General features: G+C 38.0%; 14 protein-coding genes and 1 pseudogene. 12 read left to right on the top strand and 3 right to left on the bottom strand.

Going from position 1 to position 17,207, the window contains the following annotated elements; genetic code table 11:
* The first annotated feature begins 48 nt into the window (after positions 1–48).
* Positions 49–1,467 carry a Na+/H+ antiporter NhaC gene (nhaC, locus tag RGU12_RS09395; protein ID WP_309535837.1) on the top strand — a complete coding sequence of 473 codons (1,419 nt, stop codon included), beginning with the start codon at positions 49–51 and terminating at the stop codon, positions 1,465–1,467.
* Entirely contained in the window at positions 1,467–2,330 is an 864-nt protein-coding gene (locus tag RGU12_RS09390) for an MBL fold metallo-hydrolase (RefSeq protein ID WP_309535836.1), read from the top strand. The genes nhaC and RGU12_RS09390 overlap by 1 nt, the downstream gene beginning before the upstream one ends.
* Positions 2,331–2,428: 98 nt before the next feature.
* On the opposite strand, the gene RGU12_RS09385 is transcribed toward RGU12_RS09390, so the two are convergent.
* Entirely contained in the window at positions 2,429–4,363 is a 1,935-nt protein-coding gene (locus RGU12_RS09385; RefSeq protein ID WP_309535835.1) for an endonuclease MutS2, read from the bottom strand.
* Between the two features lie 550 nt (positions 4,364–4,913).
* On the opposite strand from RGU12_RS09385, the gene RGU12_RS09380 reads away from it, so the two are divergent.
* The gene (locus RGU12_RS09380; RefSeq protein ID WP_309535834.1) at positions 4,914–5,870 is read left to right on the top strand and encodes an ABC transporter ATP-binding protein; all 957 of its coding nucleotides are present in this window, start codon (positions 4,914–4,916) and stop codon (positions 5,868–5,870) included.
* 3 nt (positions 5,871–5,873) lie between these two features.
* A pseudogene (gene opuFB, locus RGU12_RS09375) lies at positions 5,874–7,387 on the top strand (osmoprotectant update ABC transporter permease/substrate-binding subunit OpuFB).
* 98 nt (positions 7,388–7,485) lie between these two features.
* Here opuFB and RGU12_RS09370 read toward each other — a convergent pair.
* Positions 7,486–7,848, bottom strand: a complete 363-nt coding sequence (locus RGU12_RS09370; protein ID WP_309535833.1) for a GIY-YIG nuclease family protein — start codon at positions 7,846–7,848, stop codon at positions 7,486–7,488.
* A gap of 57 nt (positions 7,849–7,905) precedes the next feature.
* Entirely contained in the window at positions 7,906–8,661 is a 756-nt protein-coding gene (locus tag RGU12_RS09365) for a DUF2087 domain-containing protein (protein ID WP_309535832.1), read from the bottom strand.
* Positions 8,662–8,999: 338 nt separating this feature from the next.
* Here RGU12_RS09365 and RGU12_RS09360 point away from each other — a divergent pair, with 338 nt between their 5' ends.
* The 8 genes from RGU12_RS09360 to RGU12_RS09325 all read left to right on the top strand — a co-directional run bounded on the left by RGU12_RS09360 (position 9,000) and on the right by RGU12_RS09325 (position 16,828).
* Positions 9,000–9,197 carry a hypothetical protein gene (locus RGU12_RS09360; RefSeq protein WP_309535831.1) on the top strand — a complete coding sequence of 66 codons (198 nt, stop codon included), beginning with the start codon at positions 9,000–9,002 and terminating at the stop codon, positions 9,195–9,197.
* 320 nt (positions 9,198–9,517) lie between these two features.
* Positions 9,518–10,639: an ABC transporter ATP-binding protein gene (locus RGU12_RS09355; protein WP_309535830.1), complete on the top strand. Its 1,122-nt coding sequence runs from the start codon at positions 9,518–9,520 to the stop codon at positions 10,637–10,639.
* A gap of 2 nt (positions 10,640–10,641) precedes the next feature.
* On the top strand, positions 10,642–11,580 hold the full coding sequence (locus RGU12_RS09350) for a carbohydrate ABC transporter permease (protein WP_309536293.1): 939 nt from the start codon (positions 10,642–10,644) through the stop codon (positions 11,578–11,580).
* Positions 11,577–12,392, top strand: a complete 816-nt coding sequence (locus tag RGU12_RS09345; protein WP_309535829.1) for a carbohydrate ABC transporter permease — start codon at positions 11,577–11,579, stop codon at positions 12,390–12,392. The genes RGU12_RS09350 and RGU12_RS09345 overlap by 4 nt, the downstream gene beginning before the upstream one ends.
* A gap of 38 nt (positions 12,393–12,430) precedes the next feature.
* The gene (locus RGU12_RS09340; protein WP_309535828.1) at positions 12,431–13,798 is read left to right on the top strand and encodes an ABC transporter substrate-binding protein; all 1,368 of its coding nucleotides are present in this window, start codon (positions 12,431–12,433) and stop codon (positions 13,796–13,798) included.
* A gap of 61 nt (positions 13,799–13,859) precedes the next feature.
* A complete protein-coding gene (locus RGU12_RS09335) occupies positions 13,860–14,714 on the top strand; it encodes a glycerophosphodiester phosphodiesterase (protein ID WP_309535827.1) in 855 nt (284 codons plus the stop codon).
* A gap of 172 nt (positions 14,715–14,886) precedes the next feature.
* Positions 14,887–15,498, top strand: coding sequence for an NAD(P)H:quinone oxidoreductase (gene wrbA, locus RGU12_RS09330; RefSeq protein WP_309535826.1), 612 nt, complete (start codon positions 14,887–14,889; stop codon positions 15,496–15,498).
* Between the two features lie 163 nt (positions 15,499–15,661).
* The gene (locus tag RGU12_RS09325) at positions 15,662–16,828 is read left to right on the top strand and encodes an SH3 domain-containing protein (RefSeq protein ID WP_309535825.1); all 1,167 of its coding nucleotides are present in this window, start codon (positions 15,662–15,664) and stop codon (positions 16,826–16,828) included.
* Positions 16,829–17,207 lie beyond the last annotated feature (379 nt).

Here is a 17,207-nt window from a genome sequence, read left to right as displayed (position 1 = left end):
GTGGTAAAGTAATCGTAGGTTGATTTTATTTGACTGGTGGGGAAAATGGTGAAGACAAAACTAACAATTTGGAAATCTATCATTCCATTATTGGGATTAATTATAGCTGCGGCATGTTCTATCTTTATATGGAAAGCAGGAATGAACTTTCCGTTAATGGTTGGTGTGATTTTAGCTTCCATCGTTGCAATTAGCTGTGGATGGAGTTGGAATGATATTCAACAAATGATGGTCAATGGAGTAACGAGGGCTTTACCAGCTGTGTTTATTTTATTGGTCATTGGGACGATTATCGGATCTTGGATTGCGAGTGGTGTTATTCCAACCATGATTTATTATGGTATTTCAATTCTCGATCCATCCTGGTTTGTTCCAATTGTTGCACTTGTAACGGGAATTGTTTCAATTACACTAGGAACATCTTTCACATCGATTGCAACTGTAGGTCTGGCATTCATGGTTATTGGTGAGGGGTTAGGATTTTCACCAGCTCTTGTTGCGGGGGCAGTTATATCAGGTGCCTATTTAGGAGATAAGCTTTCTCCATTATCAGATACGACCAATATCGCTGCTGCACTAGTCGATACGGATTTATTTAGTCACATAAAGCACATGCTTTGGGACACGATCCCTGCATTTTTGCTATCACTTCTATTGTTTTGGGTGTTTGGTAGTTTTGAAGAGTCTAGCGCGAGTTTTAGTTCAGGAACCATCGAAACCATTATGTCAGGTTTAGATGATGCTTTTGTTATTCATCCATTATTGTTATTGCTACCGGTTTTTACGATCTTTTTAATGCTAAAGCGGGCTCCAGCGTTACCCGCATTAATGGGTGTAGGGTTGCTAGGGGCGGTTATAGCTGTTGTGGTTCAAGGAACCTCGGTCAGTTCAATTGTACAATTTATGACGAGTGGTTTTAGTATCGAAACTGGAGTAGGTGAAATTGATTCATTGTTAAATCGTGGTGGACTTGCTTCGATGCTTGGAACTGTTGGAATGCTAATGATTGCAACTGCCCTCGGTGGGATTTTAGAAGAAACGGGTGCATTTGATGTCTTAACAGGCAAAATGTTGAAGAAAGTGAAAACGACTGGATCGCTTATCGGTTCTACTCTTTTAACGACATTTGTTGTTGCATTAGCAAGTGGTGCTCAGTTTTTGGCGATCATTTTACCAGCAAGAACCTTTGTACAAAAATATAAAGATATGAATATTGATACGAAAAATCTTTCAAGAACAGTTGAGTCGATGGGAACTGTCGGAATTAATCTAATCCCATGGAGCGTTCCTGCCGTGTTTGCAACGAGCATTTTAGGCGTTAGTGCATGGGAGTTTATTCCATATGCGTTCTTTATTTATCTTGTTCCGCTCGTAAATCTGTTGTTTGGTTTTACAGGCTGGACAATTGCTAAAAAGGATTACAGCCAAGAAATACAACAGGCACATGTAGAAGGGGAAGTTGTATAGTGAGTGAAGTTATCTTAAGTGTGGTTGGTACCGCTCAAGATGGAGGATTGCCACAAGCAAATTGTTTCTGTGAAAACTGTAAAAGGGCGCTAGCAGATCCGAGGTTTAAAAGAACGGCCGCCTCATTAGCGATTGTTCTACCAGAAGAGAATAAATGGCATTTAATTGAGGCTACCCCTGATTTGCGGGAACAAATGGCACGATTACAAATGAGGTATGGGATGGAATCAAAGCTGATGAGTAGTATTTTTCTATCACATGCTCATATCGGTCATTATCCAGGTTTGATGTTTTTAGGAAAAGAATCAATTAATTCGCATCAATTGCCCGTTATGGCAGGAACAAAAATGATAAAGGTATTGGAAAATAATGCGCCATGGAATCAGTTAACGGTGCTTGAAAACATCAACGTTCAAGAAATCTTTGATCGACAGCCTGTAAGCATTTCTTCGGAAGTAACGGTTACCCCGATTATCGTTCCGCATCGAAACGAGTTTTCCGAGACTTTTGCATTCTGGATCAAAGGTCCGAATAAAAAGGTTTTATTTATTCCAGACATTGACCGTTGGGATGAATGGGATATCGATATTCGTGAAGCAGCGAAAGAGGCGGACATTTGTTTTCTTGATGGCACATTTCATTCTCCACAAGACCTAGAAAAGATTGGTCGCGATTATCGCCAAATCCCCCATCCAGTAATGACAGAGACAATGGAACGGCTTCAAGACTTAGTAGGGGAAACAAAGATTTATTTTACACATCTTAACCATTCAAACCCGGTATTGCAAAAAGATAGATTAAGGAAAGAAATTGAGGCAAAAGGCTTTTATATTGCTGATGAAGAGATGGAATTTAGAATATGATAAAAAAGATGTTCAAGGAGAAGGATCTCTTTCATGAACATCTTTTTTTCGTTTAAAATGGTGGGACACGATACCTGTCCCTGTGTCCCACCCATGCCTTACTCCTCCAGCCATTGACCTTCAACGTATTTCCGGTTCATGTCTTTTTTTAGTTTACGGTATTCTTTGCTTTTGAAGATGATGTCAAAGTCATAATCAGGTGGATAGAGCTCCTTTGCTGCAATTTTCAGCTCCATTCTTTTATAATTAATCGTTCTTTTTTCTCCTTTGATTTGGACAATGTAATCCCCATGATCGTTTGGTCCTTTGTACACAATGCCTGTTTCACCTGTTGCAGGGAGGAGGACGTTATCTCCTTGATCATAGAGAGTTACCTTAGCCACAGGTTGCTCTTGTTTCTTCTTTCCTACATTCCTTCGCGCATATCTATTTACAATGATCTGCTTTTGATAGGAAGGAGATAGTAATGTTTCTTGTGACATGTTTTGGTGAAAATCCTTTTGCTCTTGGTATGCTTTTTGATGTGCGCGTTCGAGCAGTGAAGGATGCATCCCAAGTTTTGCTGCGATATCGAACGCTTGACTTTGTCCGCTCTTTCCAAGTAATAATCGATACGTTGGTTGTAATGTATCGATATCAAACTCCATCGAACCATTTAAAAAACCTTCCGTTTCATCGGCAAACTTCTTCATTTCACTATAATGGGTAGTTGCAAATAAGGTAGCGCCTTTTTCATATAGCTGCTCTAAGATAACAATGGCAAGAGCCATACCTTCCCTCGGGTCAGTACCCGATCCAAGTTCATCGATCAAGACGAGTGAGGCATCGTTTGTATTTTGTAAAATGTCTATAATATTAACCATGCGGGAGCTAAACGTGCTTAAGTTTTGCTCAATGCTTTGACCATCTCCAATATCAACAAAGATATGTTGGAAGATGGCAATTTCACTCCCCTTTTCAGCTGGAATAGGGAGACCGGATTGCGCCATCAATGTTAAGAGTCCAACCGTTTTTATTGTAACTGTTTTTCCCCCAGTGTTTGGACCAGTTATCACGAGAGCTCGTTCTTTTTCTCCGATCGGAATCGTCAGCGGAATCGCTTTGTTTCCAAGCATTGGATGACGCGCTTCTACTAAATCAATCCGGAACTCTTCGTTGATTGTGGGTATTTCTGCGTGAATCATTTGACTGTATTTCGCCTTTGCGAAAAGAACATCATAATGATGCATCGTCTCAATAGCAATCTGGATAATTTGTTCATATGAAAGAAACAACTGAGTCAGTTCATATAAAATCCGCTCTACCTCGGTTTCTTCCGCAATTTTTATAAGTTCGATATCCTCCTGAAGGGAGCTTAATTCAACAGGCTCGATAAAGAGGGTGGAGCCAGAAGCTGAGGTATCTAATACCGAGCCTTGAATTTTCTTCCGATATTCTTTTTTCACGGCAAGTACATAGCGACCAGACCGTTCAAAGACATTTGTTTCTTGCAAGTACGGAGAAATTCTTCCGCTTTTCACTAATGACTGTGCTTTCTCCTTTAGTTTTTCCTGTAGAGTTGCAAGGTGTCTCCGTAAATAGTTAAGGTCACTAGATGCATAATCATCTACTTGGCCATTTCGTAAACAACGGCTAATTTCCGATTCTAATTCTGATACATCGCCAATCGATGAAGCGTACATGCTTACCATCGGACCAGCATATTCCTTATCTTTCATAAATTGTTTTAGCTTTTGACAGTGGTCTAAGAATGAGACAATTTGCGTGAATTGGTCTACTTTTAGAGCCATGGCTTTTTTCGCTTGTGCGATGAAATGACCGATTTGATCCAACGAATGAATAGGTATACTTCCACTGATTGCTAGGATGTTCATCGCTTCTAAAATTTCATGTAATGAATTCTCGATTTTCTTTTTGTCTTGTGTTGGTCTTAACGAGAGAAGTGTTTCTTTTCCTCTGATTGTTCTAGCGAATTGTGAGATATCATTTAAAACTTGGTAATAACCTAGTGCTTCCATTGTTTGAGTATTCAATGGTAAATCCTCCTTTTTTATGTGTGAAAAATTTCATGAGGACTTGTTCACGAGGCCATATACAAAAAGCCGTCATGAACAAAGCGCTCATGACGGCAGAAGATAGACCTTGTGCTTGAAATGTTTGACTGGTTTTTAGACACAAAAAAAACCATGACAAACATGCCATAGCAGGATCTATTTTTCATAGCTATGATGCGTGTTCTTAACTTTCTAAAAGAAGCCATAGTGAAATAAACATAGCGTTTGCTACGTTATTGCTTCTTCCAGCTATCCAATTATGGATTAGTTAAGAACCACCGATAACATAAACTCATACTCCTTTAGGTAAGGAATTTTTTTACTTACTCTTTCTTTATATCTTATGTACATTCAAGAAGTCAAGTGCAAGTTACATTGAAATAAAGAAGCATGTTCTTATGATAAACGTGATATACATGCTAATGTTATGGAGTATTCGTTTAAACTAGAAGTTGTGATATGTTCATTTGCCAAAGTCTAGTGGTGAGAGTTGTTAAAAAGTAATCCTATGACAAGGAGATTTATTTCAATGATTAAATTTGAAAATGTATCTAAAAAATACCCAGATGGAACAGTTGCTGTTGATTCATTAACATTTGAAATTCAACAAGGTGAGTTTGTAGTCCTTATCGGTCCAAGTGGTTGTGGTAAAACAACGACCTTAAAAATGATTAATCGGTTAATTCCTCTAACAGATGGCACTATTTTTTTAGATGGGAAAAAAATAAGCGAATATGACATTCATGAATTAAGGTGGAATATCGGATATGTACTTCAACAAATTGCTCTTTTTCCACATATGACAATTGAGGAAAATATTGCGATTGTTCCTGAACTGAAAAAATGGGGAAGAGATAAAATTAAACAACGTATTTCAGAACTTATGGAAATGGTTGGATTAGACTATGAAACATACGCTACCAGAAAACCAAGTGAACTGTCTGGGGGACAACAACAACGAGTTGGTGTTATTCGGGCACTTGCTGCCGATCCAGGGATTATACTAATGGATGAGCCATTTAGTGCCCTGGATCCAATAAGCCGTGAAAAACTGCAAGATGAACTATTAAGTTTAAAGAAAAGTCTCAGAAAGACGACTGTTTTTGTCACCCATGATATGCAAGAGGCATTAAAATTAGCAGATCGAATCTGCATCATGAAGGATGGGAAAATTGTTCAAATCGGAACACCGCATCAACTGATTACAAGTCCTGCCAATGATTTTGTAAAAGAATTTGTAGGAGGAAATAGTGAAAAATCGGTCATTGATATTAAATTGGAAGATTTACTTCAACCAGTAAAAGGAAATGAAGTAGAGAAAACTTCTTCTGCTAAAGTATCTGTCTCAACCCCAATGCAGGAGATTATGGAAAACCTATCCCAACATGAACAACTAGCCATAGAAAAAGATGGGGATCTAATCGGATATATTGATCGTAAGACTGTTATGAAACATCTATCTACTATACTAGAGAAAGGGGGCTAACAAATGAACGATTTTACTAAAATATTTCTGGAAAGAAAAGATGAATTAGTCAGTTCTTTAGTAGAACATGTCCAGATTTCTTTTATCACCCTTTTCTTTGCAGTAATCATTGCTATTCCACTTGGAATTTATGTATCAAGGCATAAAAAGGTAGCAGAAGGAGTAATCGGCATAACATCCGTCATTCAAACCATTCCTTCTTTAGCTCTGTTGGGGATCCTAATTCCTTTATTCGGTATTGGAAAAGTCCCAGCGGTCATCGCTTTAGTTGCCTATGCATTACTACCTATATTGAGAAACACCTATACAGGAATTAAAGAAGTCGATTCATCATTAATCGAAGCAGCACGTGCAATGGGAATGAACTCAAGAAAAAGATTAATCAGGGTGGAATTCCCACTTGCAATGCCTGTTATCATGGCGGGAATCCGGACCGCAATGGTGTTAATCGTAGGGACAGCCACACTTGCGGCATTAATTGGTGCTGGGGGGCTAGGGGATATTATTCTACTAGGTATTGATCGAAATAATACAAATCTGATTTTGCTTGGAGCAATACCAGCTGCACTCCTTGCGATCTTATTTGATTATTTACTAAAAAAGTTTGAGAATCTATCATATAAGAAAGTTATGATAACACTTGGAACAATTGGGTTATTGGCTTTCGCTATTATCGTAGCTCCTTTTTTTGGATATCAAGATCAAAAAGTGGTGATTGCTGGAAAACTCGGGTCTGAACCAGAAATTTTAATTAATATGTATAAAATCTTAATCGAGGATGAAACAGACCGCAAGTTGAATTGAAACCAGGTCTGGGAAAAACCTCTTTTGTCTTCAATGCACTTAAATCGGGGGACATTGATATTTATCCGGAGTTTACGGGCACTGCCATTTCAGAGTTTTTAAAAGAAACGGCCAACAGTACAGATCGTGAAAAGGTTTATCAACAAGCAAAAGATGGATTGTTAGATCAATATAAGATGGTTATGCTGAAACCAATGCAGTATAACAATACATATGCATTGGCAGTACCGAACGAGTTTGCAGATCAATATGGGCTAGAAACGATTTCCAATTTGAAGGGTATCGAAGATAAAATACATGCTGGCTTTACATTGGAATTTTCCGACCGTGAAGACGGTTATCAAGGCATCCAGTCACTTTACGGTATTCAGTTTCCGAATCTTGTCACGATGGAGCCGAAATTACGCTATGTGGCAGTCGAATCAAGTGAGATTAATTTAGTTGATGCCTATTCAACTGATAGTGAGCTTCGACAATACCAGCTTAAAGTGTTGGAGGATGATCAACAGTTATTTCCTCCCTACCAAGGGGCGCCATTATTACGTAAAGAAACAGTCCAAGAGTATCCTGAAATTAAAAAAGCTTTGAACAAATTATCAGGGAAGATAACAGATGATGAAATGAGAGAAATGAATTATCAAGTGAATGTAGAGGGAAAAAGGCCTTTTGAAGTTGCTAAGGAATATTTGAAAACACATGGTTTAATAAATTGATCATCAAGCAAGATGTAAAAAGTTGTGCAAATAATAGATAACAAAATTATTAGGCAGAGAGGGACAGGAGGTGCACGATCTGTCCCTTTTCCTCTATATTAACGGGTCTTTTTCTTGTTGTATCCCCGCTCTTCATATGGTTGAAGCTGGTCAAGCCATTTATTCTCAAGTTCTGATAAGGCTTCTTTTTCATTAAAATATGGGTCATCTTTCTTTTTGAGTGTTTCTAAAATTTCAATACTGAATGCACTTGCTCCGTAATGCCTCCAGTCTTCTTGTAGCTCCCTGTTCATAGGTGAAGCTGTGCCTGCCTCTAAACTGAATTTTAATCCGTTTAACGTTTTAAAATTTCTGGTGCTACCGATAAACACTTTTCCAGTTTGAGTGTTTTTTATCTGATAAACACCGGCCTCAATGGGTGTTTCTTTGTATTGTTGTTTCAATTCTTTCTTTCGATCCATTTTAAATTCTCCCTTTCAATGGGTATTTTACGAGTATGCGTCTATTGCTGTATTCCACTATTTTTTCAGCCAGTATTGACTTCCATCCGTCTTTCTTTCTAAAAATCCATAACTAATTAAGTATCTTCGAATTAGGACATATTCATCATAAATGTCTTCTAAAATCTGATTGATTTCTTTTTCTGTATAGATCATATCTTTTTCAAATCGCCCTGAGATTTCCCGAAGGATAATCAGTCTTTGTTTCTCTTTTGGTGGAAATTTCTTTAACCGCCCATTTTTCCCTTCAGGTAGAAACTTTTTGGTGATTTCTTTTTGTTCCTCATCCGTAACGGCATAGCGATCATCAACCATTGTCGCTGTTTTATGAGGTGGAACAAATGCAGGTGCATGCTGATCTTTCTCTTTTAAAAGTTCCATTATGGCTAAAAAGGTCTTTGCTTGACGTTCTTTCTCTTTCAATGCAAACCGATGGTGCCTAATAGTAGAAGTGCTGCCTATCCCCATCTCAGACTGAACATCTTTATCACTTTTGCCCTGATAAAAAAGACGAATCAACTGATTTTGATGATCGGTTAGCCCTGTCAGTTTTTTATCAAGCCCAATTAAATAATCAAATACGGATTGGTGAGAATTTTCGATATGAACACGCATATACCTTTCCGCTTCATAAAAAATTCCTTCATGAGGGTAAATGATCCCTTTTTCAATTTTCTCACCACACAAAAGACAATAAAAAGAATCTGACTCTTCCATATATCCCTGTTTAAGTTCTTCCAACGTCGCACTCCAAAAAATATCTGAAATATCCATAGTCTAAACACATCCATTGAAAGTTTATTATAAAACAAATATATAATATTTTTGTTTGTTAATCAACAAACATACCTATCCGAAGTTTAAATTTTTGAAATGTGGATGAGTTACTAAAATACTTCATGAAATAGAATGAAGTATAAAAAGGCAATGAAACACACCAACTATACCTACTTTGTTGATACAGGAATAGAGTAAGAGTAAACGTAAACGTTAATGATGAATTGGGCAAATGAGGAAATAAACACACGATAAATATGTAACTACTTTGAGCAAACTATGTTTGAGGGAAGTGTGATAATCAAAAGCATTTCCTAAACGAGGAGGTGGAATAATTGGCTGATAACAAACGAAATCGCGATGATATCAATACTGCTGAAGCAGTAGGAACTGGTGCTGGTGCCACTGCGGGTGCTGTCGTTGGATCAGTGTTAGGGCCACTTGGAACAGTTGCGGGTGCTATTGCTGGCGGTGCACTGGGCAACAAGGCTGGCGAGGGTGCCAATGATGCTGCGGACCAAGAGGAAAAATAGAAGTTTCACTATACTTAATTTGCAAAAAGGCTCCCAAATGGGAGTCTTTTCTATTATAAGCCTTAGATGTAGGAGAACGCGGGGACAGGTACTACGTCCCAGCCTTTTTTTATTAATAACATTCCGGACAATGAACCTGTCCCTCTGTCCCAAAGTAAATAGTGCATTGTCCTTATTTATTGTGAAAAATTTGTTTAGTTTGTGAAGATAGATTTTGATTATTCAATCCAATGTTAAGGTTTGTCAAAAAACAGTAAATGCGCTTTTTTTAAGAAGAAATTGTGGTTAAATGGTCTTGTAAATTGGAAAGGAGGCTGGGCATGAGTCAGGTTGAGTTGAATGACATCTCGAAATCATACGATAAACAAAAGGATGTCTTGAATGGAATCAATGTCTCGATTGAGAAAGGTGAATTCTTCGTTCTTGTTGGTCCTTCTGGTTCTGGAAAGAGTACATTGCTCCGGATGATAGCAGGACTTGAAGATATTTCTGGGGGGATCCTAAAGATTAACAATGAAGTCGTGAACCATCTCCCACCAAAAGACCGGGATTTATCAATGGTTTTTCAAAATTACGCCTTATATCCACATTTAACAGTTGAGCAAAATATTTTGTTCGGTTTAAAAGCAAGAAAAGTGGATAAACACGAGCAGCAAAGAAGGCTTACCGAAGCAGCGGAAATGTTAGGCTTAAGCGAATTATTAAAGCGGAAACCAAGGGAGCTTTCCGGAGGCCAAAGACAACGGGTCGCACTTGGACGTTCAGTTGTAAGCCATGCTCCTTTATGTTTAATGGACGAGCCACTATCTAATTTGGATGCAAAGCTTCGTGCGAATATGCGGGTTCAAATTCGAAGGTTGCAAAAACGTTTGGGGCTAACGATGATTTATGTTACTCATGACCAAGTCGAAGCAATGACGATGGGTGACAGAATTATGGTCTTAAATGAGGGGAAGATTCAACAATTGGGCAAACCAATTACCTTATATAATGAACCAGAAAATTTATTTGTTGCATCTTTTATCGGCTCCCCAAAAATGAATCTAGGAAAAGCTGTTCTTTCAGAGGACCGTACAAAACTCATCATTGAAAATCAATTACATATACCTATAGATCCAATGATGGTAAAGGATATACCGAAAAATCAAGATCTAGTGGTCGGAATCCGAGCAGAGCATTTATTTTCAGGTCTTGAAAAAGAAGATTGTCTTACATACTTGGAAGCAGTAAATGTTGAACAATTAGGGAATGAAACATCGGTTTCTTTTGATGTTGGTTCGGAATTATGGACGGCAAAATGGCCAGGACAGTGGAACATCCATTTTGGACAAATGGTTCCTGTGCAAATTATGCCCCAATACCTACTATTCTTTGATGGAGATTCAGGCACGTTACTTAAATCTGCTGAACTTGGGAAGAAACAAGAGGTTGTAGCGATATGAGTATGATCAGTCCAATCATTGAAAATAAAGAATCCTTTACTGTTCAAATTGAGAAAGCAAAAAAGCAAAAACGGATTTCTAGTTTGCTTAAAGGAATTTTATTCTTATTACCATCGATTGTTTTATTTAGTGTTTTTGTGTTTTACCCCTTGTTTAAGACCATGTATTTAAGTTTCTTTTTGACAGATGCGAAGGGTGCGACAACGGTATTTGTTGGTTTGGAAAACTATTTGTATATGTTTTCAGATCCAATTTTTCTAAAAAGCTTTAAAAATACGTTTTTGTTTGTGCTCTATACGGTACCTGTAACGGTTGTGATTAGTTTGTTTTTAGCCGTCATTTCCAATGAGAAATTAAAAGGGATTGGCTTTTTTAGAACCATTTTTACCTCAACAATGGGTGTATCGGTTGCGGCAGCATCTGTATTCTGGCTGTACTTATTCAACCCGACAATGGGGTTATTAAATCAAATCCTTACCGTTTTTGGAGCCGAATCAATTGGCTGGCTGACGGACCCGAAATGGGCAATGATTGCAATTGCGATTACTACGATTTGGATGAATATTGGGTTTACATTTTTAATTTTGTTAGGTGGATTACAATCCATCGACACCTCTTTATATGAAAGTGCTGATATTGAAGGGTCTGGTTATTTTTATAAGTTTAGAAGAATAACAGTTCCAATGCTTTCACCGACCTTATTTTTTGTGATTACCGTATCGATTATTAATTCGTTCCAAACATTTGGGCAAATTGATATTTTAACCCAAGGTGGACCAGCAAATGAAACGAATTTGATTGTGTATTCCATTTACCGTGAGGCATTTGTGAATTATCAGTTCGGCTCAGCTAGTGCGCAGGCAATCGTGTTATTCATTCTTATTTTATTGATGACGGCACTGCAATTTAAGCTGGGGGAGAGGAGGGTTCACTATCAATGATGATGCCAATCGGAAGAAAAGTAATCTTCTATCTATTATTGATTGTTTCAGCGATTCTAATTGCTGGTCCAGCTGTAATGGCGATTATTATGAGTTTTATGACGAACCAAGATATCTTAACGGCAAGTTTGCCGACCACACTAACAGTTGATAATTATGTTGCAGCTTTTGAACGATTTCCTTTAGTTCAATACTTGATTAATAGTTTTGTAGTGTCGATTGTGATTATGCTAGGACAATTGGCATTATCCAGTCTAGCTGCCTATGCCTTTGTATTTTTAGAGTTTAAGGGAAGAGATGTTTTATTTTATCTTTTTATTGCGACGATGATGGTTCCTTTTGAGGCATCGATTATCCCAAACTTTCATATCATCCGTGATTTAGGTTGGCTTGATCATTATGCAGGACTAACTGTGCCATTTTTTGCAACAACCTTTGGAACTTTTTTGCTTAGGCAGAACTTTAAACAAATTCCTAAAGAATTAAGGGAAGCAAGTCAAATTGCTGGAATTGGTGATTTCAAATTTTACTTAACAGTTGTATTGCCTGTAACAAAGACAAGCTTAGTTACATTAGGGATTTATGGATTTTTAACTTCATGGAATATGTATCTATGGCCACTATTGGCGACCACCAATGATACGGTTCGTACGGTACAAATTGGCTTGAAGCAATTGCAGACGCAGGAACAATTAAATGATTGGGGCGTCATCATGGCAGGTGCCGTTATCGTGATCATCCCGACATTAATTTTGCTTTTCCTAGGACAAAAAAAGCTTCAAACAGGTTTAACAGAGGGCGCTGTAAAATAGCAGATTCCTCGAACATATAATTAAGGAGATGAAGAAAAATGAAAAAATTCATGATGATCCTTGCATTAGGTTTCGTTTTACTATTAGCAGCTTGTGCAGGCGGTGAATCCACAGCAGGAGAGGGTGACTCAAACACTGGCTCAGGTAATGGCTCGAAATCTGAAGAAAAAGGTGGAAAACAGACCGTTACATTCTGGCATTCCATGGGTGGAGCAGGTCAAGAAGCATTAAATAGTATTGTAGAGGACTTCAATAGCTCACAGGACGAGATTCAAGTAAATGCGGAATACCAAGGTACCTACGATGAATCATTAACAAAGTTCAATGCTGTTGCGGGTACTGATAGTGCACCGACTATGATTCAAACGTTCGAAATTGGAACAATGTCTATGATTAATAGTGGAAATATCAAACCGATTCAGGAATTGGTAGATGCTGATGGGTACGATATGAGCGGTTTAGAAGAAAACATTATTAATTACTATTCATTAGATGGAAAGTTTTATTCAATGCCGTTTAACTCGTCTACACCCGTTATGTATTACAACAAGGATGCATTTACTGCGGCTGGTTTAGACCCTGAAACACCTCCAGCAACTTATGAAGAAGTAGAAGCAGCAGGTAAAGCAATTGTTAAATCGAATCCTGAAATGAAAGGTTTCGCTTTACAAGCTTATGGGTGGTTATGGGAGCAATTATTAGCAAACCAAGGTGCATTACTACTGAACAATGACAATGGCCGTTCTGACACACCGACTGAAATTGGATGGACAGAAGAAGAAGGAAAGTCCATTTTTGAATGGGTTAAACGAATGGTAGATGACGGTACATTTGCGAATTATGGAACAAATGGAGATAACATGGTTGCTGGATTTTTAGCCGGAGATGTTGCTATGTTCTTACAATCTTCAGCAAGTGCAAGAGATGTTATCGATAATGCTCCTTTTGAAGTAGGGATTGCCTTCCTTCCACACCCTGAAAATAAGGACCGTGAAGGGGTCGTTATTGGTGGAGCTAGTCTTTGGATGATCGATGGAAAACCAGAAGCAGAAACAAACGCAGCATGGGAATTTATGAAATATTTACAAACTCCTGAAGTTCAGGCTAAATGGCATGTTGGTACAGGCTATTTTGCCATCAATCCAGATGCATACGAGGAACAACTCGTAAAGGATGCACATGAGGAAAAGCCACAATTACGTGTAACAGTCGAACAATTACAAGCAACGAAATCATCATTTGCGACGCAAGGTGCATTAATGGATATGCTTCCACAAGGCAGAAAAGTAATGGAAACTGCACTTGAATCCGTATATAATGGCGGATCTGTCGATGAAGCCTATAAAACAGCGGTAGACCAATTTAATAAAGCAATCGAACAAGCAAATAAAGCAAGAGCAAAGTAATTAAATGGGACACGGTGACAGGTACCGTGTCCCACTATTTTTATGAAAGAGGAGGTTTATCATGACGAAAATTTATGGCCACCGTGGAGCAAAGGGGATTTATCCAGAAAATACGTTACTAAGTTTTAAAAAAGCGATTGAGCAAGGTGTTGATGGGTTGGAATTAGATGTCCATTTGACACAAGACGGGGAAGTTGTAGTGATCCATGATGAAACACTGGACCGGACAACAAGTGGAGTAGGTTGGATTAAAGATTTAACCTTAGCTGAAATCAAAAAATATAGTGCTGGTAGACCGTTTACTCACTTTGGTGAATATGAAGAAGCTTGGGACAAAGAGCGGGTTCCGACATTAAAAGAGGTTCTAGAACTATTGGTACCTTATGATACTGAGCTTAATATCGAATTAAAAACAAGTTCAGTGTCTTATGAAGGAATTGAAGAAAAAGTTCAAAATGTCGTTGAACAATATGCAAAAAATCGGAAGGTGATTTATTCTTCGTTCCATTTGCCGACCATTTTAAGAATGAAGCAGCTTAATCCAAGTTCCAAAATAGCATGGTTACTCAATAATAGTATTTCCCTTCCGTACGATTATATCAATACGTTAGAACTGGAAGCACTGCATTTAAACAAGTCCATTCTTTTACCTAAGACTGAAATTTTCCAACAGCTACTACAATTAAGCAAACAATTTCCAGTACATCTACCAATTGAAGTCATTCATTATCTTAACAATCGGGCAAATGAGGACTACGGATCATGCTTGCAAGGGCTTTACGATAAAGTAAGAGTTTGGACTGTCAATGATCCAAATGAAATAGAAAAATTACTAAGATTGCAAGTCGAAGCAATCATTACCGATTATCCTGAAAGGGCAATTCGGATAAGAAATCAACAAATGAAGTATGTATAAAGAAGATAGAGGGGGCGCAGGGACAGGTACTGCGTCCCGTTTTATGCCTTTTGGGACAACGAACCTGTCCCACTATCCCGCATATTAAAGCGAATTATAAGAAATAATAGGATGGGTAAGTTATGCGATGTTCCTTTACCACTAAAAATCATCGAAAAAGGAGAATGTAAAATTGTCAAATGTAAAATTAGCAGTCATTTTTTATAGTATGGGTGGAACAAATTATCAGTTATCTAAATGGGCTGAAGAAGGAGCTAAAGAAGCTGGGGCTGAAGTTAAAGTATTAAAGGTTCAGGAATTAGCTCCTGAGTCTGTCATCCAGGGAAATGAAGTATGGAAAGCAACCGTTGAAGCAACAAAGGACGTTCCAGTGGTCACATCGGATGATATTGAATGGGCAGACGCAATTATCTTCAGTGTTCCAACGCGCTTTGGAAATATGCCTTCACAAATGAAACAATTTCTTGATACTCAAGGTGGACTTTGGGCTACTGGAAAAACGGTTAATAAAGTTGTAAGTGCGATGACGTCTGCTCAAAACCCGCATGGTGGACAAGAAGCGACAATCCTTTCGTTATACACAAGTATGATGCACTGGGGAGCGATTATTGCTGCTCCTGGTTATACTGATCCAGTATTATTTGGAGCGGGTGGAAATCCGTACGGAACAAGTGTTACTGTCGGTGAAGATGGAAAAATGATTGATGACGTACAAGCGGCAGTGAAACATCAAGCAAAACGTACTGTTACTGTAGCGGAATGGGTAAAAAAAGCAAATCAATAAACATCTAAAAACATGAATTTGAGACCTTGAATTGCAGTTTATTCGGGTCTCTTTTTTTGTGGGGTTTATTATGTTTAGTTGGAAAAATATTGACAATTCCTCTAGGTGCTATTATCGTAATATAATTATTTGTGTGGTTTTTCAATAGGGGGATAGAAACAGCATGATAAAGAAAAAACAGCTAATCGGAATTATAACAGCATTGATAATTGCTGGAATAATAATTGCAATTACATTTGAGATAGGGAGCAACGATACAGTTGCAACCACTAAGAAGGTAAAAGAAGAAACAGCAACAACTGCTACAATGACAATCGATGCAGATATGGATTTGAAAGACGACAAAACGGTTACCAAAAAAAGTGAGGAATCGGTAAACGAGGAAATTCAAAAAGAAAATGAGGTAAAAGTTGATACTCAAAATACAGAGGATGAGACTATTGTCACTTCTTCTATTTTAGAAAAGCCTGTCACCCAATATGTTAATGTTGGTTCTTTAAACATGCGTAGCGGGGCAGGTACGAATTATCCAGTTGTTATAGCTGTTACGCAAGGACAAGCCCTTATTGTTAGTGAGGTTACCGATTCTTGGAGCAAAGTAAAAATGAATGATAAAACAGGCTGGGTGTATAGTGAATACTTATCCGATACAAAACCTATTGTTGAAAAAAGCGTTGTGGGTGCTACACCGGCCCCATCTACAACTACTGGAACGAAACCTGAAAAAAGTGGGAATATCGCTGATACATTAAAAACGGTTAATGGAAACCACCAGCTTATTCTTGTAACTACAGATGGATACAACACCAATCACGCAACGATTCAAGCGTTTGAGAAGGATGCAAATGGAAAATGGAATCCGATTTTGAACACTACTGGCTATATCGGAAAAAATGGCTTTGCATCCAACAAAAAAGAAGGAGATGGTAAATCACCTGTAGGAAAATATACAATCGGAACAGCTTTTGGACAAAAAGGAAATCCGGGTACAAAATTACCTTTCCGAAACATTACAAATGATGATGTATGGGTAGATGATCCAGAGTCCCCACTTTACAACTCATGGCAGTCAAGAAATGAAACCCAAGGTCAGTGGAAAAGCGCAGAGAATATGATGCATCGTCTATATACCTATGGATTTGTGATCAACTACAATACAGAGCGAACTCCCTATAAAGGAAGTGCGATATTCTTCCATGTTGGCAGTGGTTATACATTGGGGTGTACTGCAACATCGGAAGCAAATGTAATTAAACTTTTGAAGTGGTTAGATCCCGCAAAAAATCCTGTTATTCTTCAGACGCCTGTACAAGAGCTGAACAAATACTAAACTTCTAAAGATAAGTATTACCAGTAATATCCAGAAGTCTTGGCATAAAGTGTATTTAAGCTATAAGTATTACCGGTTATTTCCAGAAGCCTAAGCATAAAGAGTATTTAAGTTATAAGTATCGCCAGTAATCTCCAGAAGTCTTAGCATAAAAAGTGTTTAAGTTATGGATATTACCAGTAATCTCCAATAGTCCGCATATAAATAGTGTATAAGCTGTTAGTTTTATCAATAATCTCCAAACCCAAAAAAGTGTTTATGTCCCAAGAGTTCTATCATCATACCCAAACTCATGAACGCAACTATGACTAAATAACTAAAAGTTCCCTCTTTTAAAAATTTTTGGATAAAGTGATTGACAGAATGTAAAATTCCATGT

The sequence above is a fragment of the Ferdinandcohnia sp. QZ13 genome (assembly GCF_031324165.1).
GTDB lineage: Bacteria > Bacillota > Bacilli > Bacillales > Bacillaceae_L > Ferdinandcohnia.
This window is presented reverse-complemented; position numbering and strand designations above follow the sequence as displayed.